Source organism: Ideonella paludis, from assembly GCF_018069865.1.
Lineage (GTDB): Bacteria > Pseudomonadota > Gammaproteobacteria > Burkholderiales > Burkholderiaceae_C > Ideonella > Ideonella paludis.
The window spans coordinates 1-14,236 of sequence record NZ_JAGQDG010000011.1 but is presented as its reverse complement, the minus strand read 5'-3'; the positions used below and the strand labels follow the sequence as shown (position 1 = coordinate 14,236).

Here is a 14,236-nt window from a genome sequence, read left to right as displayed (position 1 = left end):
TTGCTCTATGGTTGTTCAGCCCTGATCACCACCGGCGACAGCCAGGACTGACCCCGTGATGTAGGAAGCCTCGTCGGAGGCAAGGAATAGGATGGGCGCGACCTGCTCGGCTATGGTTCCATAGCGATGCATCAGGCTGGAGTCCTTGGTCTGATCAATCACGCCTTGGTACCAAGCGGTCTCGATGGCGCTGGGCTGGGCCGGTGCGGCCTGGTTGCGGGGCACACGGCGCGGCGGTGCGTCGGTGCCACCGGGCGCGGTGGCGTTGATGCGGATGCCATTGCGGGTGTGCTCCATCGCGAGTGAGGCGGTCAGAGCATTCACGCCCCCTTTGGCCGCCGAGTACGGCACGCGATGCACGCCGCGCGTCGCCACTGAAGACACATTGACGATGACCCCTTGCTGGCGCTCGACCATGTGCGGCAGCACCGCACGGCAGCACCAAAGCGTTGGGAAGAGCGAGCGGCGAATCTCCGCCTCAATCTGCTGCTCCTCATAGTGCTCGTAGGGCTTGGCCCAGATGGTGCCGCCCACGTTGTTGATCAGCACATCCACACGGCCAAACGCGGCCATGCACTGCGCCACCGCATGCTGCGCGCCAGCAAAGGTTTCAAGATCTGCCTGCGCGGCGACGGCTTTGCCGCCAGCATCGCGAATCTCGGCCACCACCTCGGTGACGATGTCGGAGCGGTCCACCGCCAGCACCTGGCCGCCTTCGGCGGCGATGCGCAACGCCACTCCGCGGCCAATGCCCTGGGCTGCGCCAGTGACCAGCACGACCTTGTCTTGAAAACGTTGAGATGTGTTCATGCGCTCACCGTGGCGTTAGGGGTGAATTTCTCGTAATGAAAGCTCGCAGGCACGAGGCCTGCCGACTTGAAGTGCTTTTGAACGGCCTCCACCATCGGCGGCGGCCCGCACAGGTAGACGTCGACATTCCCGTCGTGCAGGGCCTCGGCGGGCATATGCTGGGTCACATAGCCCTGCTGAGGGTGCTGCGTGTTTGGGTCAGCCACACATGTGGCGAAGGTGAAGCCCGGAATGCGGCGCGCGAAGTCGACCAAGCGGTCCACCATCACCAGGTCCTGATCACGCGTGACGCCGTAGATCAAATGCACGGGGTGCTCAACGCCATGGGTCGCAAGCACCTCCAGCATCGACAAGAACGGGGCCAAACCGGTGCCCCCGGCCAAGAACAGCAGCGGCCGGGTGACTGCCCGCAGATAGAAGCTGCCCAAGGGGCCCGTCACTTGAAGCCCCTGCCCCACTTGAGCCTCGGTCAGCCAACTGCTCATCAGCCCCCCCGTCACCTGCTTGATCATGAAGGTGAGGCGCTGGCTGCCCGGCGCTGAGCTGAACGAGTAGGAGCGGTGTTGCCCCCTGCCCGGCACCTCGATGTTCACGTACTGGCCCGGCAGGAACACCGGTGCGTCGACGGTGGTGTCCAGCACCAGTTCATAGGCCGCGTCACCAAAGGGTGTCACCGCGCTGACAGTGGCACCGAACTGCGTGGTGCCGGTCTTGCAGGCGCTGGACGGTACGGGAACGGCAATCACGCAGTCAGAGGTCGGCACCATCTGGCAGGTCAGCACCAGGCCCTCAGCAGCTTCATCGGCCGTCAATGCGTCGTCGATGTAGTCGTCGCCGAGCTCGTAGCTGCCCGCTTCAGCGCGGCACTTGCAGGTGCCACAGACGCCGTCGGAGCAATCCATGGGCAAGTTGATTCGGTGACGGAAGGCGGCGTCGAGCACCTTCTCGTTGGCCCCACACTGCACAAAGCGGGTGACGCCATCCTCGAAGTTCAAGGCGATGCGATAGTGGCTCATGATTTGTCTCCTCGCACCTCAGAGGTGGTAGATGTCAATCACCTGGTTGATGTAGTCGTCCTTCAGGACAATCTTTTTGCGGGCGACCTTGTAACCTGCGTCGCCGCCTTTGCGCAGGGTGACGAAAGCCGTGCCGAAGTAGTGGTCGGTCTTTTTGTAGCGATGGCTGAGGGTGTGGAAGTTGTAGCGGACGTCCACCTCGTCGCCCCGCTCGGCCAGCACTTCTACATTCGCCAGCATGTGGCTGGTGCGAGGCTCCGGCATGGACGCGCTGGAGCGCTCGGTCTTGATGCGAAAGACGCGGTCCTCCAGCCCATTGCGGTTGGGGTAGTAGATCAATGAGATCTGGCTGTGCGGGTCTTCTGTGAGTTGGTCATCGTCGTCCCAGGCTGGCATCCAGTACTCGACATCCGGGGCATAGAGTTCGAGCCAATCATCGAACTCGCGGTCGTCCAGGTGGCGCGCTTCGCGGTAGAGAAAGGCACTGATGGTTGCAAGGGTCTCGCTCATGCTGCCGCTCCTTCGCGTTCTTGCTGAAGGGCCTTGCGCATGGTGTGAGCCCAGTAGTCGTGCTGGCAGACAAACAAGCCTTCGTCCTCGCTGCGGGCGCCACTGATCAGGGGCTTCATGCCCATCTTGTTGGCGTTCTCATCAGGCCCGTTCACCCACAGCGGTGCACCGCGGCTGAGGTCATTCCAAGGTGCCGCCTTGCCGGCGTAGCCGGTCTGGCAGGAACGGAACTCCTCCAGGTCATCGGCGGTGCCCATGCCGGAGACGTTGAAGAAGTCTTCGTACTGGCGGATGCGCACGGCACGGTCTTCTGCACTCTCACCCTTGGGCGCGAAGCAGTAGATGGTGATCTCGGTCTTGTCCACGCTGATCGGGCGGGTCACGCGGATCTGCGTAGAGAACTGGTCCATCAGGTAGACATTGGGATAGAGGCACAGGTTTCGCGTCTGGCTGACGATGAACTCGGCTTTGCTCTCGCCAAGGCGCACCTTGAGCTCGTCGCGCCGGTTGAAGACCGGGCGCACTTCCGGGTTCATGGTCTTGGTCCACAACAGGATGTGGCCGTTCTCGAAGCCGTAGACCCCGCCGACGCTCTTGCTCCAGCCGTTGGCGTCGACAGCCTTGGTGCCGCCCTCGGCGCGTCGGCCCATGGTGGCCGCGTAGTTCCAATGCACCGAGCTGACGTGGTAGCCGTCGCTGCCGTTCTCCATCTGCAGCTTCCAGTTGCCGTCATACGTGTAGGAAGAGTTGCCGCGCAGCACTTCCAAGCCGTCGGGTGCCTGGTCGACGATCTGATCGATGATGACCTTGGTCTCGCCCAAGAACTCGTCCAGCGATGGCACATCCGCATTCAGGCTGCCGAACAAAAAGCCCTTGTAGCTCTCGAAGCGCGCCACCTTCTTCAGGTCGTGCGAGCCCTGCTTGTTGAACTGCACGGGGTACTCGGTGGTCTTCTCGTCCTTGACCTTGAGCAGCTTGCCGCTGTTGTTGAAGGTCCAGCCGTGGAAGGGACAGGTGAAGCTGCCCTTGTTGCCGTGCTTCTTGCGGCACAGCATGGCGCCACGGTGGGCACAGGCATTGATCACCGCATTAAGCTGGCCGTCCTTGCCTCGCGTGATGACGATGGGCTGGCGACCAATCGTGGTGGTGAAGTAGTCGTTGATCTCCGGAATCTGGCTTTCATGGGCTAGGTAGACCCAGTTGCTTTCGAAGATGTGCTTCATCTCCAGCTCAAACAGATCAGGGTCGGTGAAGATGTCTCGGCGGCAGCGGAAGATGCCGGCGTCCTTGTCGTCTTGGAGCGCACTGTCCAGCAGCTTTTCAACGTCGCCGAGACGGTCGCGGGTGGCGGTCAGGGTCATGGTGTGTCTCTTTGGGGTGAGGTCATCCCCCACGACCAGGGTCGCGGTCAGGCAGCTGCGGGATGACGGGGGTCGAGCGTCCGTTGCGGCGCTGCGGGCGGCCAAGCAGGGCCGCCCAGGCCGCAACGCGGGGGCGGTCAGGCCGCCAGGCGGGGCCGATCTACGATCTGGTTGTCCACGCCATTGACCAGCTTGCTGAGCGTGATGTCGAACACGATCTCGGCAAAGGGGGCGCTCTGGCCGTGGGCGCGCAGGCTGGCTTCGTCGCTGCGCTCCACCAGTGTCGGCACCAGGCCCTCACGCGTGGCGTAGGCAAAGTCATCAAACACCAGCGGGTCGCCGTCGATGTTGATCTGCGTGGTCAGCTTGCGATGGCCTTCGGCGGTCACAAAGAAATGGATGTGTGCCGGGCGGTTGCCGTGGCGACCCAACTGATTCAAGAGGGCTTGCGTGGGGCCATCAGGTGGGCAGCCATACCCCTTGGGGACGATGCTTTGGAACTTGTAGCGGCCCTGGGCATCCGTCACGATGGTGCGGCGCATGTTGAAGGGCTGTTGCTCGCCGGTGGGGTCGAAGTGCGAATAAAAACCCTTGGTGTTGGCATGCCAGACCTCGACGGTTGCATTGGGCAAGGGCTTACCGTTGGCGGCGTAGACCGTGCCATGCATGATCAGCGTGTGGCCTGCCTTGTCGCTGCCGTCATCCAGGCGCGCAAAGCCTTGTGCCACCGGAGCACCGGCCACGTACAGCGGGCCTTCGATGGTGCGCGGCGTGCCAATCTCCACGCCCAGTGCGGCGTCTTCAGCGTCCATGCGCATGTCGAAGTAGCGGTCCAGGCCCAGGCCCGGCGACAGCAGGCCGGCCTCGCTTCGCGCACCCAGCTGATTCAGGTAGGCAATGCCAGCCCAGTACTCGTCCGAGGTGATGTCCAGGTCGTCAATGGCCTTGAACAGGTCGGACAGTAGGCGGTGCACGATCTGCTTGGTGCGGGGGTTGCCACCGGGCTGGTTCAGGCCGCTGGCTAGGCGCAGAAAGTCTTGCACTTCGGGGGTTTGGGAAATGTAAACGCTCATGGGAAGTCTCCGTTTCGTCAGTCAGTAGTGAAAGGGGGTGATCGGTTCAGGCGTGCGAGAGCGCAGCCGGGCCGACGCTGGTGCGCGGGCGGTCGCGTCGGAAATGGCGGACGCGGTCTTCATCCAGCGCAATGCCCAAACCGGGTGAGGCAGGCACAGTCAGTTGAAAGTCGCTGTAGTCCAGAGGCTGGGTCAGGATCTCCTCGGTCAGCAGCAGCGGGCCAAACAGCTCGGTGCCCCAGCGCAGCTCGCGGAAGGTGGCAAACACGTGAGCCGAGGCGATGGAGCCGACCGCGCCTTCGAGCATGGTGCCGCCGTAGAGATCAATGCGAGCGGCATCGCCAATGGCGGCCACATGCTGAGCTGCCTGGAGGCCGCCGGACTGTTCGGTCTTGATGGCAAAGACATTGGCGCCGGCCACGCGGGCGATGGCGAAGGCGCTCTCGGGCCCGACCAAAGATTCATCCGCCATCACGGCGATGGGGTACTTGCCGGTGAGGCGAGCCAGAGCATCGATACTGGCCACGGGTTGCTCGACCAGTTCGCAGCCCGCATCAACCAGGCCTGCCAAGCCGTGGTGGGCGTCGAGCTCGCTCCAGGCCATGTTCACGTCCACACGGACCGAAGCGGTGTCGCCCAGCGCCGCTTTGATGGCGGCCACATGTGCCACATCCTCGCGCACCGTGCGGCGTCCGATCTTGAGCTTGAAGATGTTGTGGCGGCGAAGCGCCAGCATGCGCTGGGCTTCCTCGATGTCTTTGCCGGTGTCGCCTGAGGCCAGGGTCCACGCCACCGGAAGGCGCTCGCGCAGCCGGCCGCCCAGCAGTTCGGAAACGGGCAGGCCGGTGCGGTGGCCCAATGCGTCGTACAGCGCCGTCTCGACGGCACACTTGGCAAAGCGGTTGTCCCGGAATGCAGTGTGCAGGCGGTCCATCAAGGCCGGAACACGGTTGGCATCGGCCCCCACCAGTTGGGGCGCAAAGTAGGTGTCGATGGCCAGTTTCATGCCTTCGGGGGACTCGGCACCGTAGGCAAGCCCGCCGATGGTTGTGCCCTCACCGATACCTTCCGTACCGTCCGAGCACCTGATTCGAACCAGCATCAGCGTCTGGCCGTTCATCACCGCCATCGACAGTTTGTGGGGGCGGATCGTGGGCAGATCGACCAGCATGGTCTCAACGCGCTCGATGCGCACGGGGCAGGAGATCTGTGGTTGATAAGCAGTATGTTGCATGTGTTGTATTGAACGACCGCTGCCGTATGCAATCCAACACCAAATTCATCTGGTTCGATACCTATTGGGTATCATGGGCTCGTTTTTCTTTGCAATACAAAGACTTAGACAGCTTTCACCTCAAAAACTATCGTTTACCCTAATGGATCTGCGCCAACTGCGGTATTTCGTGGCGGTCGCCACAACCAAAAACTTCACCCGTGCGGCGGAGTTGATGCACATTGCCCAGCCGCCCTTGAGCCGCCAGATTCAGCTTCTAGAGGAAGAGCTGGAAGTTCAGCTCATCCAGCGCAACAGCCGGCCTATCCGCCTGACAGAAGCCGGTAGAGTGTTCTATGAGCAGTCGCTGCAAGTGCTTCAGCGCGTGGACCAGATGAAGAACACGGCCCGCCAGACGGGGCGCTTCCATCGGCAATCCATCTCGATTGGCTATGTGCCCTCAACGCTCTACGGTGGGCTCCCTATGCTGGTGCGTACCTTTCGCAAGCGCTACCCCGACACCGACGTTCACCTTGTCGACATGGGGTCTATCCAGCAGATCAGTGAACTCAAGTCCGGTCGCATTGACTTAGGGTTTGGTCGTGTTCGGACGAACGACAACTCCGTGGCCCGCACCGTGCTGCGCGAGGAAAAGTTGGTGCTGGCGATCCCGCCCGACTGGCCACTTGCGGCAGAGCAAGGCACAGTGCGACTGGAAGACCTGAAGGCCCCCAAGCTGGTCGTGTTTCCGAAGCAGCCGCGCCCCAGCTTCGCAGACCACGTGCTCAGCGTGTTGCACGAAAAAGGCATCACCCCAGAGGAAGTCCACGAGGTCAGCGAGCTGCATGCCGCCCTAGGCCTGGTGGCCGCAGAGGTGGGCGTCTGCATCGTGCCCGCTGCCGCGCGGCTGCGGGCAGACCTCGTTTACCGGCTGATCGCCAACGAGGACGTGACCTCGCCCATCATCCTGAGCCACCGGCTCAACGACGACTCGTGGTACCTCGCTGCCATCAAGCAACTCATCGCCGAGATGTACGCCCAGAACCCTCCTTGGCTGGACGTTCAGACCAATGCATTTCCTTGCGCGACGGGCCTTGATGCCGAGGCCCGCAATGCTAAGGATGCTGCCGGCCTGGAGTAGTCCACTGTTGAAAAGCGGACCCATCCAATGGGTCGACTTGCCTGTGAGCCAGCCCGCGCCGTGATGTGCTCATAAGTGCGGCTAGAGCGCCGCCACAGCCCGAGTCAAGTTGGTTGCGAACGCCTCAAAGTTTTCGATGTCGGTTCATAATCGGGAGGTATCCACCCTCGTTCTCGCCACCGCCAGTTCTCGAGGCAAACCTAGCGGCTTGAGTGGTGATGGAGAAGGTGCGGCGATTTGTCATCGCGGATGTTGACTGGGCCGTTGAGCGGCGGCTGATCTGCGCCCATCGATCCCACCTGGCTCAGCAACTTCTGGACAGCGGCATGCTGCCACCGAGCGGTGCTGCTCGACACAACGAGCCACATGTCGATTGGGCGATCCTTGGCGGAAATTTAAAACCTTGTCGATTGCCCACTGGATCGTCATCCGGTATCAATCCGAGCCCGACAAATACTCAGCAGGTAATCTTTCGGCGGTTCTTTTCATCAACTCCGCTGCACTGACTCCTAGGGCCCTGGCAATCTTGAACGTGATTGCCAACGTGGGTATGTGCTCGCCCTGCTCGATCTTGCGCATGTGTGAGCGATGCAGAAAAGCTTGTCAAACATCCTCCCGTCAATCACGGTAACTTGTTGACCTGCCGTCCCCGGGCTGCTCCCTCGACAATCTAGCGTTAGAGGCTTGCGCTGTGCGCGCGAGCCACCGCCGCCATAGCCGCCACGCACAGCCAAGCGGCCAAGCCACACGCCATCTTGGCACGCAGCGTCGGTGCGCGCTTGAGCGCCAATGATCCCAACACCACATAAGCCACCAGGACCATCAGTTTGACACCCAACCAGGTGTCTCGTAGAGGGTTCAGTTGCAGCAAAGTCCACAGGGTCACGCCTGCGCATAACAACAACACGTCGACGCCCACACTCAGGTGACGCATTCGCGGATGCATGGGCCAAGTCGCTCCTGTCCAGGTGGCGATCAGTCGCACACTGAAGAGGCCAATGCTGAGTGATACGCACCACAGGTGCAAAGTCTTGATGGCCGGATAGGCGCTCACCAGCGCGCTCCAAAATTCACTATTGGCCATGTGTCTCACAGGCTTTCATTCCCAGGCGCCGCGCTAGCTTGTGAAGATTGCTGGCATCCATCTGCAAGGAGCGGGCAGCCCGGGACCAATTGCCGCCGGATTGGCTCAAGGCGAGCGCAATGCTCTGCCGCTGGGCTGCTCGGCTGGCTTGTCTCGGAGAACGCGGGATTCCAGCGCCAGGTGTCGATGCGGTGACCTGAGATATGCCAGGACTGGTCGTGTCGGTGGGCGCAAGCCCAAGGCTCTCGGGATGAATGACGGCGATGCCATGGCCATCCTGGGCCACCTGGGCTGCGCGCAGGGCGGCGCGGCCCAGCACATGCTCCAGCTCTCTCACATTGCCCGGCCAATCATGGGCCAGCAGCGCGCACTCAGCCTCATCGCTGAGCCTAAGGCCGCGAAGGCCTAAGCGCGGGCGATTGACCTCCAAGAAGCGACCCGCTAGCGGCAAGATGTCTTCATGACGGCTTCTGAGCGGCGGGATCAGCAAGGGATAGACCGTCAGTCGGTGATACAGGTCAGCCCGGAAGGAGCCTTCTTTGACGGCTGCTTGCAAATTGCGGTTGGTTGCGGCCACGAACCGGACATCCACCTTGCGAACCTTGTCCGAACCCAAGCGCTGAATCTCCCGGTTTTGTAGCGTCCGCAGCAGCTTGGCTTGAAGACTGAGGGGCAGCTCGCCCACTTCATCCAAGAACAAAGTGCCCCCCTGCGCGGCTTCGATGCGACCTGTCCGCTCGGTGGTCGCACCGGAGAATGCGCCTTTAGCATGACCAAAAAGCTCACTCTCCGCCAAGCTTTCGGGCAGCGCTGCGCAGTTCACCATGACCAAAGGCTGACCATGGCGCGGCGATAGCCGATGCAGACGGCGTGCCAGCAGTTCCTTGCCCACCCCCGTTTCTCCCAGCAACAGTACGGTCAACTCGCTCTGAGCCACCACCTTGCTTTCGTCCAGAAGGCGTCGCATGGCGTCGGAATGAGCCACGATCTCGATGTCATCGTGACCGGGGTCGGGCAACACGATTTGATCTTCTCTGCTGCGCATGACTCGGGCGTGGCTGTGCCGCAGGTCTTGTACTTCGCGCTCCAAACGCGTCAAGCGGATAGAAGCTTCTAAAAGGGGAACCAGCTCAGCCAGCCGGCTGCGGTCGTGGCGGGTTAGCCGGCCACGGGTCAGGCCGTCAAGCGTCAACACGCCCCACGGGCGGCCTTCTTGCTGCAGGCGAATGCCCATGCAGTCATGCACTGCAAGAGCCTGCCCTTTGAGGCCTTCAATCAAGCCATCGTAAGGGTCTGGAAGCCGACTGTCAGCGTCAAAGGTCACCACCTCTCGGCTGGCCATCAATGCGGCCAAGCGTGGCTGCTCTGCCAGCGGAAAACGCCGCCCTAAGGCGTCTCGTGTCAAGCCCACAGCTGCCAAGGGCCGCAAGCAATCCACGGCGCCGGGCTCCAGCGCCAACAAGGCGACAGCATCGCAGCCAAAGCCCGCACGCAAGCTGGCCACCATCCGCTGCAAGCGCACACCTGAAGGCAGGCCGACCGCCAAGTCATTCAACAAGCTGGTTTGAATCATGGTCATTTTTACCCATAAGGGTCATTCTGACCTCAATCACTCGGGTCACTTTGACCCAAATCAGCGCTAAGTGTTTGAAGACCCTGTCCGGTCAGGCTGGCACGGTGCATGCGTAAAGCAGGTTCACTCTTTTCCCACTTTGGAGATTGCACATGACCACCCCTCAGTTCCTCGACCGCTCCTTGGGCGACCTGGCCCGCAGCATCCCTGGCGCCACGGCCGTGTTTCACCAACACGATCTTGATTTCTGTTGCGGTGGCAAGAAAACGCTGCGCGACGCTTTGGCTCCCCTAGCCCTGGATCCCCAAATCGTGACCTTGGCGCTCACGCAATTACTTGACCAGCCCGGCGCGATGGAGCGTGACTGGCGCGACGCCACTGCGCCCGAATTGATTGCGCACCTTCTGGAGCGTTATCACGCGCGTCATCGTCAGCAACTGCCTGAACTGATCCGCCTTTCTCGCAGGGTAGAGACCGTCCATGGTGACCGTCCCGAATGCCCCCATGGCTTGGCCAGTCACTTGGAGACCATGCTCCAAGAGTTGGAAAGTCATATGCAAAAGGAAGAGCAGATTCTGTTTCCACTCTTGCAGAAGGGCGTGCCGCCGCAGGGGCTGCCTCCTGTGGCCATGATGCGCTTCGAGCATGATCAACATGGCGAAGCTCTGGCCCGCATGGTGGCTTTGGCCCATGGCTTGGTGCAACCACGCGGCGCGTGCAACACCTGGCGGGCCTTGCTGACGGGCCTCGTGACCCTGAAACAAGACCTGATGCAGCACATCCACCTCGAAAACAATGTCTTGTTCGAGGGGCTGAATCAGACAGCCGAGGCACCAGCCAGTGCCTGCGCCTGCACGGCGCACGCCCAAGCAGCATGACAAACCTCATGGGGTCTGGGCGCAAGCCCTTTCCCCTCTGCCCGCCACATCCTGAGCGCCTCTGCTGGGGCTGCGACCTCTACTGCCCAGCGGGGCAGCTGAGGTGCGGCAATGGCTCGGAGCGAACTCAGCACCCCATTGAATCCTTTGGCCCTGACTGGGCCAGTTGGGGCTTAGCTCCCTCGGGCAATGGGCCTGCCAGTGGCCAGATCGATCACACCTGCTCCGCCAAGGGATAGAGTTCCTGGTTCTCGCGACGAACTCTTTCGTGCAAAGCCTGAAAGACGGTGTTGGCATCTGCCTTGAAGGCTTCTTGGTTGTCAGCAATCAACTTGCCGTAGGCCCACTTCTGGGTGAAGGCGCCATAGACCTTGGCCAAGTCGCCCATCTCCGCTTTAAATTTCCGGGCCGTCTCTGCGGGTGCCGAGGATGACTGTTGCATCAGTGCGGGGTAAAGCACCGCGTCTTCCGCGTTGAGATGCAGCTTGATCTTGGCGCTGAGCTGATGCAGGTGCTCCACGATACGGTCAGCGTTTTGGGCCAAGCCCTGCTGCACCAGCAGACGAAGGTCAGCAATGCCTTTTGCAATCACTTGGTGATCGGCTTTGAAGCGTGAGATGTCCATGAGGCACCTTTCAGTAAGAAGAACGGTGTGATCGGCTGAGCCTTCGTCAGCTTGAGGCGGCAGACCCCGGAGTAGTTCTTCAGAACTATGTCCCTCAAGACACCATCGTTCTAACGCATCAGCCACCCTGACGCTTAGCGGTATGGTGATCGGACAGTGGATTCGCGACAGTGGGGGTGTTCTTCAAGAGACACACCATGTCCACTTCCACTCCGCTTCCTCCCAAGGCCTGGTCGGTGCTGATCGTCAGCACCCTGGCCTTCACCGTCTGCTTCATGGTCTGGATGATGTTCGGCGTCATCGGCATTCCGCTGAAGAAGACGCTGGGCCTGAACGCCACCGAGTTTGGCCTACTCACCGCCACACCGGTGTTGACGGGTTCGCTCATCCGCGTGCCCTTGGGCATCTGGACCGACAAGTACGGCGGCCGCATCGTGATGGCCGTGCTGATGGCCGCCACCATCCCCGCCATTTGGATGATGAGCTACGCCACCCAGTATTGGCAGTTCCTGGTGATCGGCCTGTTTGTGGGCTTGGCCGGGGGAAGCTTCTCGGTGGGCACGCCTTATGTGGCTCGCTGGTTTCCTAAAAACAGGCAGGGCATGGCCATGGGGGTTTATGGCGCGGGCAACTCGGGCTCGGCGGTCAACAAGTTTGTCGCCCCGGCCTTGCTGGTGGCATTTGGCTGGACGGCCGTGCCGCAGGTCTATGCGGCCGTGATGCTGGGCACGTTGCTGATTTTTTGGTTTGGTAGTGCCAGTGACCCATCGCACTTGGTTACCTCTAAGGCCAGCTTTGGTGAGCAGCTCAAGGCGCTGAAGGACCCCAAGGTGCTGAAGTACTGCCAGTACTACAGCATTGTGTTTGGCGGCTATGTGGCGCTGGCCCTGTGGATGGTGCAGTACTACGTGGGCGAGTATGGCCTGGACATCCGCTATGCCGCTTTGCTGGCGGCCTGCTTCTCGCTGCCCGGTGGGGTGCTGCGCGCCATTGGCGGTGTGCTGTCTGACAAGTTTGGCGCGCACAGCGTGACCTGGTGGGTGATGTGGGTGAGCTGGGTCTGCCTGTTCTTGCTGAGCTATCCGCAGACCGACTTCACCATCCTCACGGTCAACGGGCCGCAGACCTTTCACATCGGCCTGAATGTTTATGCCTTCACTGCCTTGATGTTCATCTTGGGCATCGCCTGGGCCTTCGGCAAGGCCAGCGTCTTCAAGTACATCAGCGACGACTACCCGCAGAACATCGGCGCCATCAGCGGCATCGTTGGTCTGGCCGGCGGTCTGGGGGGCTTTGTGCTGCCCATTTTGTTCGGCGTGCTGATGGACCTCACCGGCATCCGCTCCAGCGCCTTCATGTTGCTCTATGGCGTGGTTTGGGTCTCCCTCATCTGGATGTATTGGACGGAAGTCCGCCGCACCGAGGTGATGGGCGCCGCTGCACCGGAAGCCCCGTTTTCGCGGTCGTTCGCGCGCTAACGCGCTGTTCTTTCCTTCTTCTCTTCGCGCGTTCGACCGCACCTCTCTCTTTCTTCATAGGAGCCCCTCATGGCATCCGTCATTGCTCACTGGAACCCGGAGGACAAAAGCCTCTGGGACCGCAGCGGCCACAGCGTGGCCACCCGCAACCTCTGGCTGTCCATCCCGGCCTTGACCCTGGCCTTCGCGGTCTGGATGGTTTGGTCGGTGGTGGTGGTCAACCTGCCCAATGTGGGCTTCAAGTACAGCACCAACCAGCTCTTCTGGCTGGCGGCCTTGCCCGCGCTGTGCGGTGCCACATTACGCATCTTTTATTCCTTTGCCGTGCCCATCTTCGGTGGGAGACGCTGGACGGCGTTGTCTACGGCCAGCCTTCTGTTGCCTGCTTTGGGCATCGGATTTGCAGTCCAGGATATCAATACGCCTTATGAGGTGATGGTGCTACTGGCCCTGCTTTGTGGCCTGGGCGGCGGCAACTTCGCCAGCTCCATGGCCAACATCAGCTTCTTCTACCCCAAGGCGCAAAAGGGCTATGCCTTGGGCATGAACGCGGGCCTGGGTAACTTGGGCGTATCGCTGGTGCAATTCGTGGTGCCCCTGGTCATCACCGCCGGGGTGTTTGGTGCGCTGGGCGGCGAGCCTGCGCAGAGCGCCAAAGGCCCGCTGTGGTTGCAAAACGCAGGCTTCATCTGGGTACCTTTCATTGCGCTGTCTGCTTTGGCAGCGTGGTTTGGCATGAACGACCTGGCCGAGGCCAAGGCCTCGTTTGCTGATCAAGCGGTAATCTTCAAGCGCAAGCACAACTGGCTGATGTGCTGGCTCTACCTGGGCACCTTCGGCAGCTTCATTGGTTACTCGGCGGGGTTCCCGCTGCTGATCAAAAGCCAGTTCCCCGGCATCAATGCGCTGCAGTACGCCTGGCTGGGCCCGCTGGTCGGTGCGCTGTCGCGGCCCCTGGGTGGCTGGCTCTCCGACAAGCTGGGCGGTGCGCGCGTCACTTTCTGGAACTTTGTCGCCATGGCCCTGGGCGTGCTGGCCGTGCTGCACTACCTGCCACAGGCCGGCCAGGGTGGCGACTTCATGGGCTTTTTGGTGGCGTTCATGGCCTTGTTTGCCTTTGCCGGCATTGGCAACGGCAGCACCTTTCGCATGATCCCGGTCATTTTCTTGACCGAACGTCAGCGGGCCGCCGGGCCTAGCCCCGCCGCCCGCGAACAAGCCGTGAAGGACGCCAACAAAGAGGCGGCTGCGGTGCTGGGCTTTAGCTCCGCCATCGGCGCCTATGGTGGCTTTTTCATCCCCAAGAGCTACGGCACCTCCATCGCCCTAACGGGCAGCCCCGACGGGGCGCTCTATGCCTTCATCGTGTTCTACCTCAGCTGCATGGCCATCACCTGGTGGTGCTACAGCCGCAAGAACGCCCCCATGCCTTGCTGACCTCAAAGGTTTGACATGTCCCATTTTCTCGATCGAC

The 14,236-nt window shown here is 61.4% G+C and carries 15 protein-coding genes; 5 read left to right on the top strand and 10 right to left on the bottom strand.

Going from position 1 to position 14,236, the window contains the following annotated elements; all coding sequences use genetic code 11:
* Nucleotides 1-15: 15 nt before the first annotated feature.
* The 6 genes from benD to KAK11_RS21135 form a co-directional block, all read right to left on the bottom strand.
* Nucleotides 16-810 (bottom strand): benzoate diol dehydrogenase BenD, encoded by a 795-nt coding sequence (gene benD, locus KAK11_RS21160; RefSeq protein WP_210811578.1) that lies wholly within the window; start codon nucleotides 808-810, stop codon nucleotides 16-18.
* On the bottom strand, nucleotides 807-1,826 hold the full coding sequence (benC, locus tag KAK11_RS21155) for a benzoate 1,2-dioxygenase electron transfer component BenC (RefSeq protein WP_210811576.1): 1,020 nt from the start codon (nucleotides 1,824-1,826) through the stop codon (nucleotides 807-809). Before benC ends, benD begins: the two co-directional genes overlap by 4 nt.
* A gap of 18 nt (nucleotides 1,827-1,844) precedes the next feature.
* Nucleotides 1,845-2,336, bottom strand: a complete 492-nt coding sequence (gene benB, locus KAK11_RS21150) for a benzoate 1,2-dioxygenase small subunit (RefSeq protein WP_210811575.1) — start codon at nucleotides 2,334-2,336, stop codon at nucleotides 1,845-1,847.
* Nucleotides 2,333-3,697: a Rieske 2Fe-2S domain-containing protein gene (locus KAK11_RS21145; RefSeq protein ID WP_246499210.1), complete on the bottom strand. Its 1,365-nt coding sequence runs from the start codon at nucleotides 3,695-3,697 to the stop codon at nucleotides 2,333-2,335. Before KAK11_RS21145 ends, benB begins: the two co-directional genes overlap by 4 nt.
* Before the next feature lie 137 nt (nucleotides 3,698-3,834).
* Nucleotides 3,835-4,770: a catechol 1,2-dioxygenase gene (catA, locus tag KAK11_RS21140; RefSeq protein WP_210811573.1), complete on the bottom strand. Its 936-nt coding sequence runs from the start codon at nucleotides 4,768-4,770 to the stop codon at nucleotides 3,835-3,837.
* Between the two features lie 46 nt (nucleotides 4,771-4,816).
* Nucleotides 4,817-6,004, bottom strand: coding sequence for a muconate/chloromuconate family cycloisomerase (locus KAK11_RS21135; RefSeq protein ID WP_210811572.1), 1,188 nt, complete (start codon nucleotides 6,002-6,004; stop codon nucleotides 4,817-4,819).
* 142 nt (nucleotides 6,005-6,146) lie between these two features.
* On the opposite strand from KAK11_RS21135, the gene KAK11_RS21130 reads away from it, so the two are divergent.
* Nucleotides 6,147-7,124 (top strand): LysR family transcriptional regulator, encoded by a 978-nt coding sequence (locus KAK11_RS21130; RefSeq protein ID WP_210811570.1) that lies wholly within the window; start codon nucleotides 6,147-6,149, stop codon nucleotides 7,122-7,124.
* 435 nt (nucleotides 7,125-7,559) lie between these two features.
* Here KAK11_RS21130 and KAK11_RS21125 read toward each other — a convergent pair whose 3' ends face one another.
* The 3 genes from KAK11_RS21125 to norR form a co-directional block, all read right to left on the bottom strand.
* Nucleotides 7,560-7,703 (bottom strand): helix-turn-helix domain-containing protein, encoded by a 144-nt coding sequence (locus tag KAK11_RS21125; RefSeq protein WP_210811569.1) that lies wholly within the window; start codon nucleotides 7,701-7,703, stop codon nucleotides 7,560-7,562.
* Between the two features lie 97 nt (nucleotides 7,704-7,800).
* On the bottom strand, nucleotides 7,801-8,178 hold the full coding sequence (locus KAK11_RS21120) for a SirB2 family protein (protein WP_210811567.1): 378 nt from the start codon (nucleotides 8,176-8,178) through the stop codon (nucleotides 7,801-7,803).
* A gap of 19 nt (nucleotides 8,179-8,197) precedes the next feature.
* Nucleotides 8,198-9,787 (bottom strand): nitric oxide reductase transcriptional regulator NorR, encoded by a 1,590-nt coding sequence (norR, locus tag KAK11_RS21115; RefSeq protein ID WP_310737850.1) that lies wholly within the window; start codon nucleotides 9,785-9,787, stop codon nucleotides 8,198-8,200.
* 146 nt (nucleotides 9,788-9,933) lie between these two features.
* Between norR and ytfE the strand changes: the two genes are divergently transcribed.
* Nucleotides 9,934-10,659 carry an iron-sulfur cluster repair protein YtfE gene (ytfE, locus tag KAK11_RS21110; protein ID WP_210811566.1) on the top strand — a complete coding sequence of 242 codons (726 nt, stop codon included), beginning with the start codon at nucleotides 9,934-9,936 and terminating at the stop codon, nucleotides 10,657-10,659.
* A gap of 8 nt (nucleotides 10,660-10,667) precedes the next feature.
* Entirely contained in the window at nucleotides 10,668-10,898 is a 231-nt protein-coding gene (locus KAK11_RS21105) for a DUF3079 domain-containing protein (RefSeq protein WP_210809642.1), read from the top strand.
* Here the strand turns inward: KAK11_RS21105 and KAK11_RS21100 are convergent.
* Nucleotides 10,874-11,284, bottom strand: a complete 411-nt coding sequence (locus KAK11_RS21100) for a hemerythrin domain-containing protein (RefSeq protein ID WP_210811564.1) — start codon at nucleotides 11,282-11,284, stop codon at nucleotides 10,874-10,876. The two genes, KAK11_RS21105 and KAK11_RS21100, sit on opposite strands and share 25 nt — an antisense overlap.
* Before the next feature lie 197 nt (nucleotides 11,285-11,481).
* Between KAK11_RS21100 and KAK11_RS21095 the strand changes: the two genes are divergently transcribed.
* Both KAK11_RS21095 and KAK11_RS21090 read left to right on the top strand, forming a co-directional pair.
* Nucleotides 11,482-12,762 (top strand): MFS transporter, encoded by a 1,281-nt coding sequence (locus KAK11_RS21095; RefSeq protein ID WP_210811563.1) that lies wholly within the window; start codon nucleotides 11,482-11,484, stop codon nucleotides 12,760-12,762.
* Between the two features lie 69 nt (nucleotides 12,763-12,831).
* Nucleotides 12,832-14,199, top strand: coding sequence for a NarK family nitrate/nitrite MFS transporter (locus KAK11_RS21090; RefSeq protein ID WP_210811562.1), 1,368 nt, complete (start codon nucleotides 12,832-12,834; stop codon nucleotides 14,197-14,199).
* Nucleotides 14,200-14,236 lie beyond the last annotated feature (37 nt).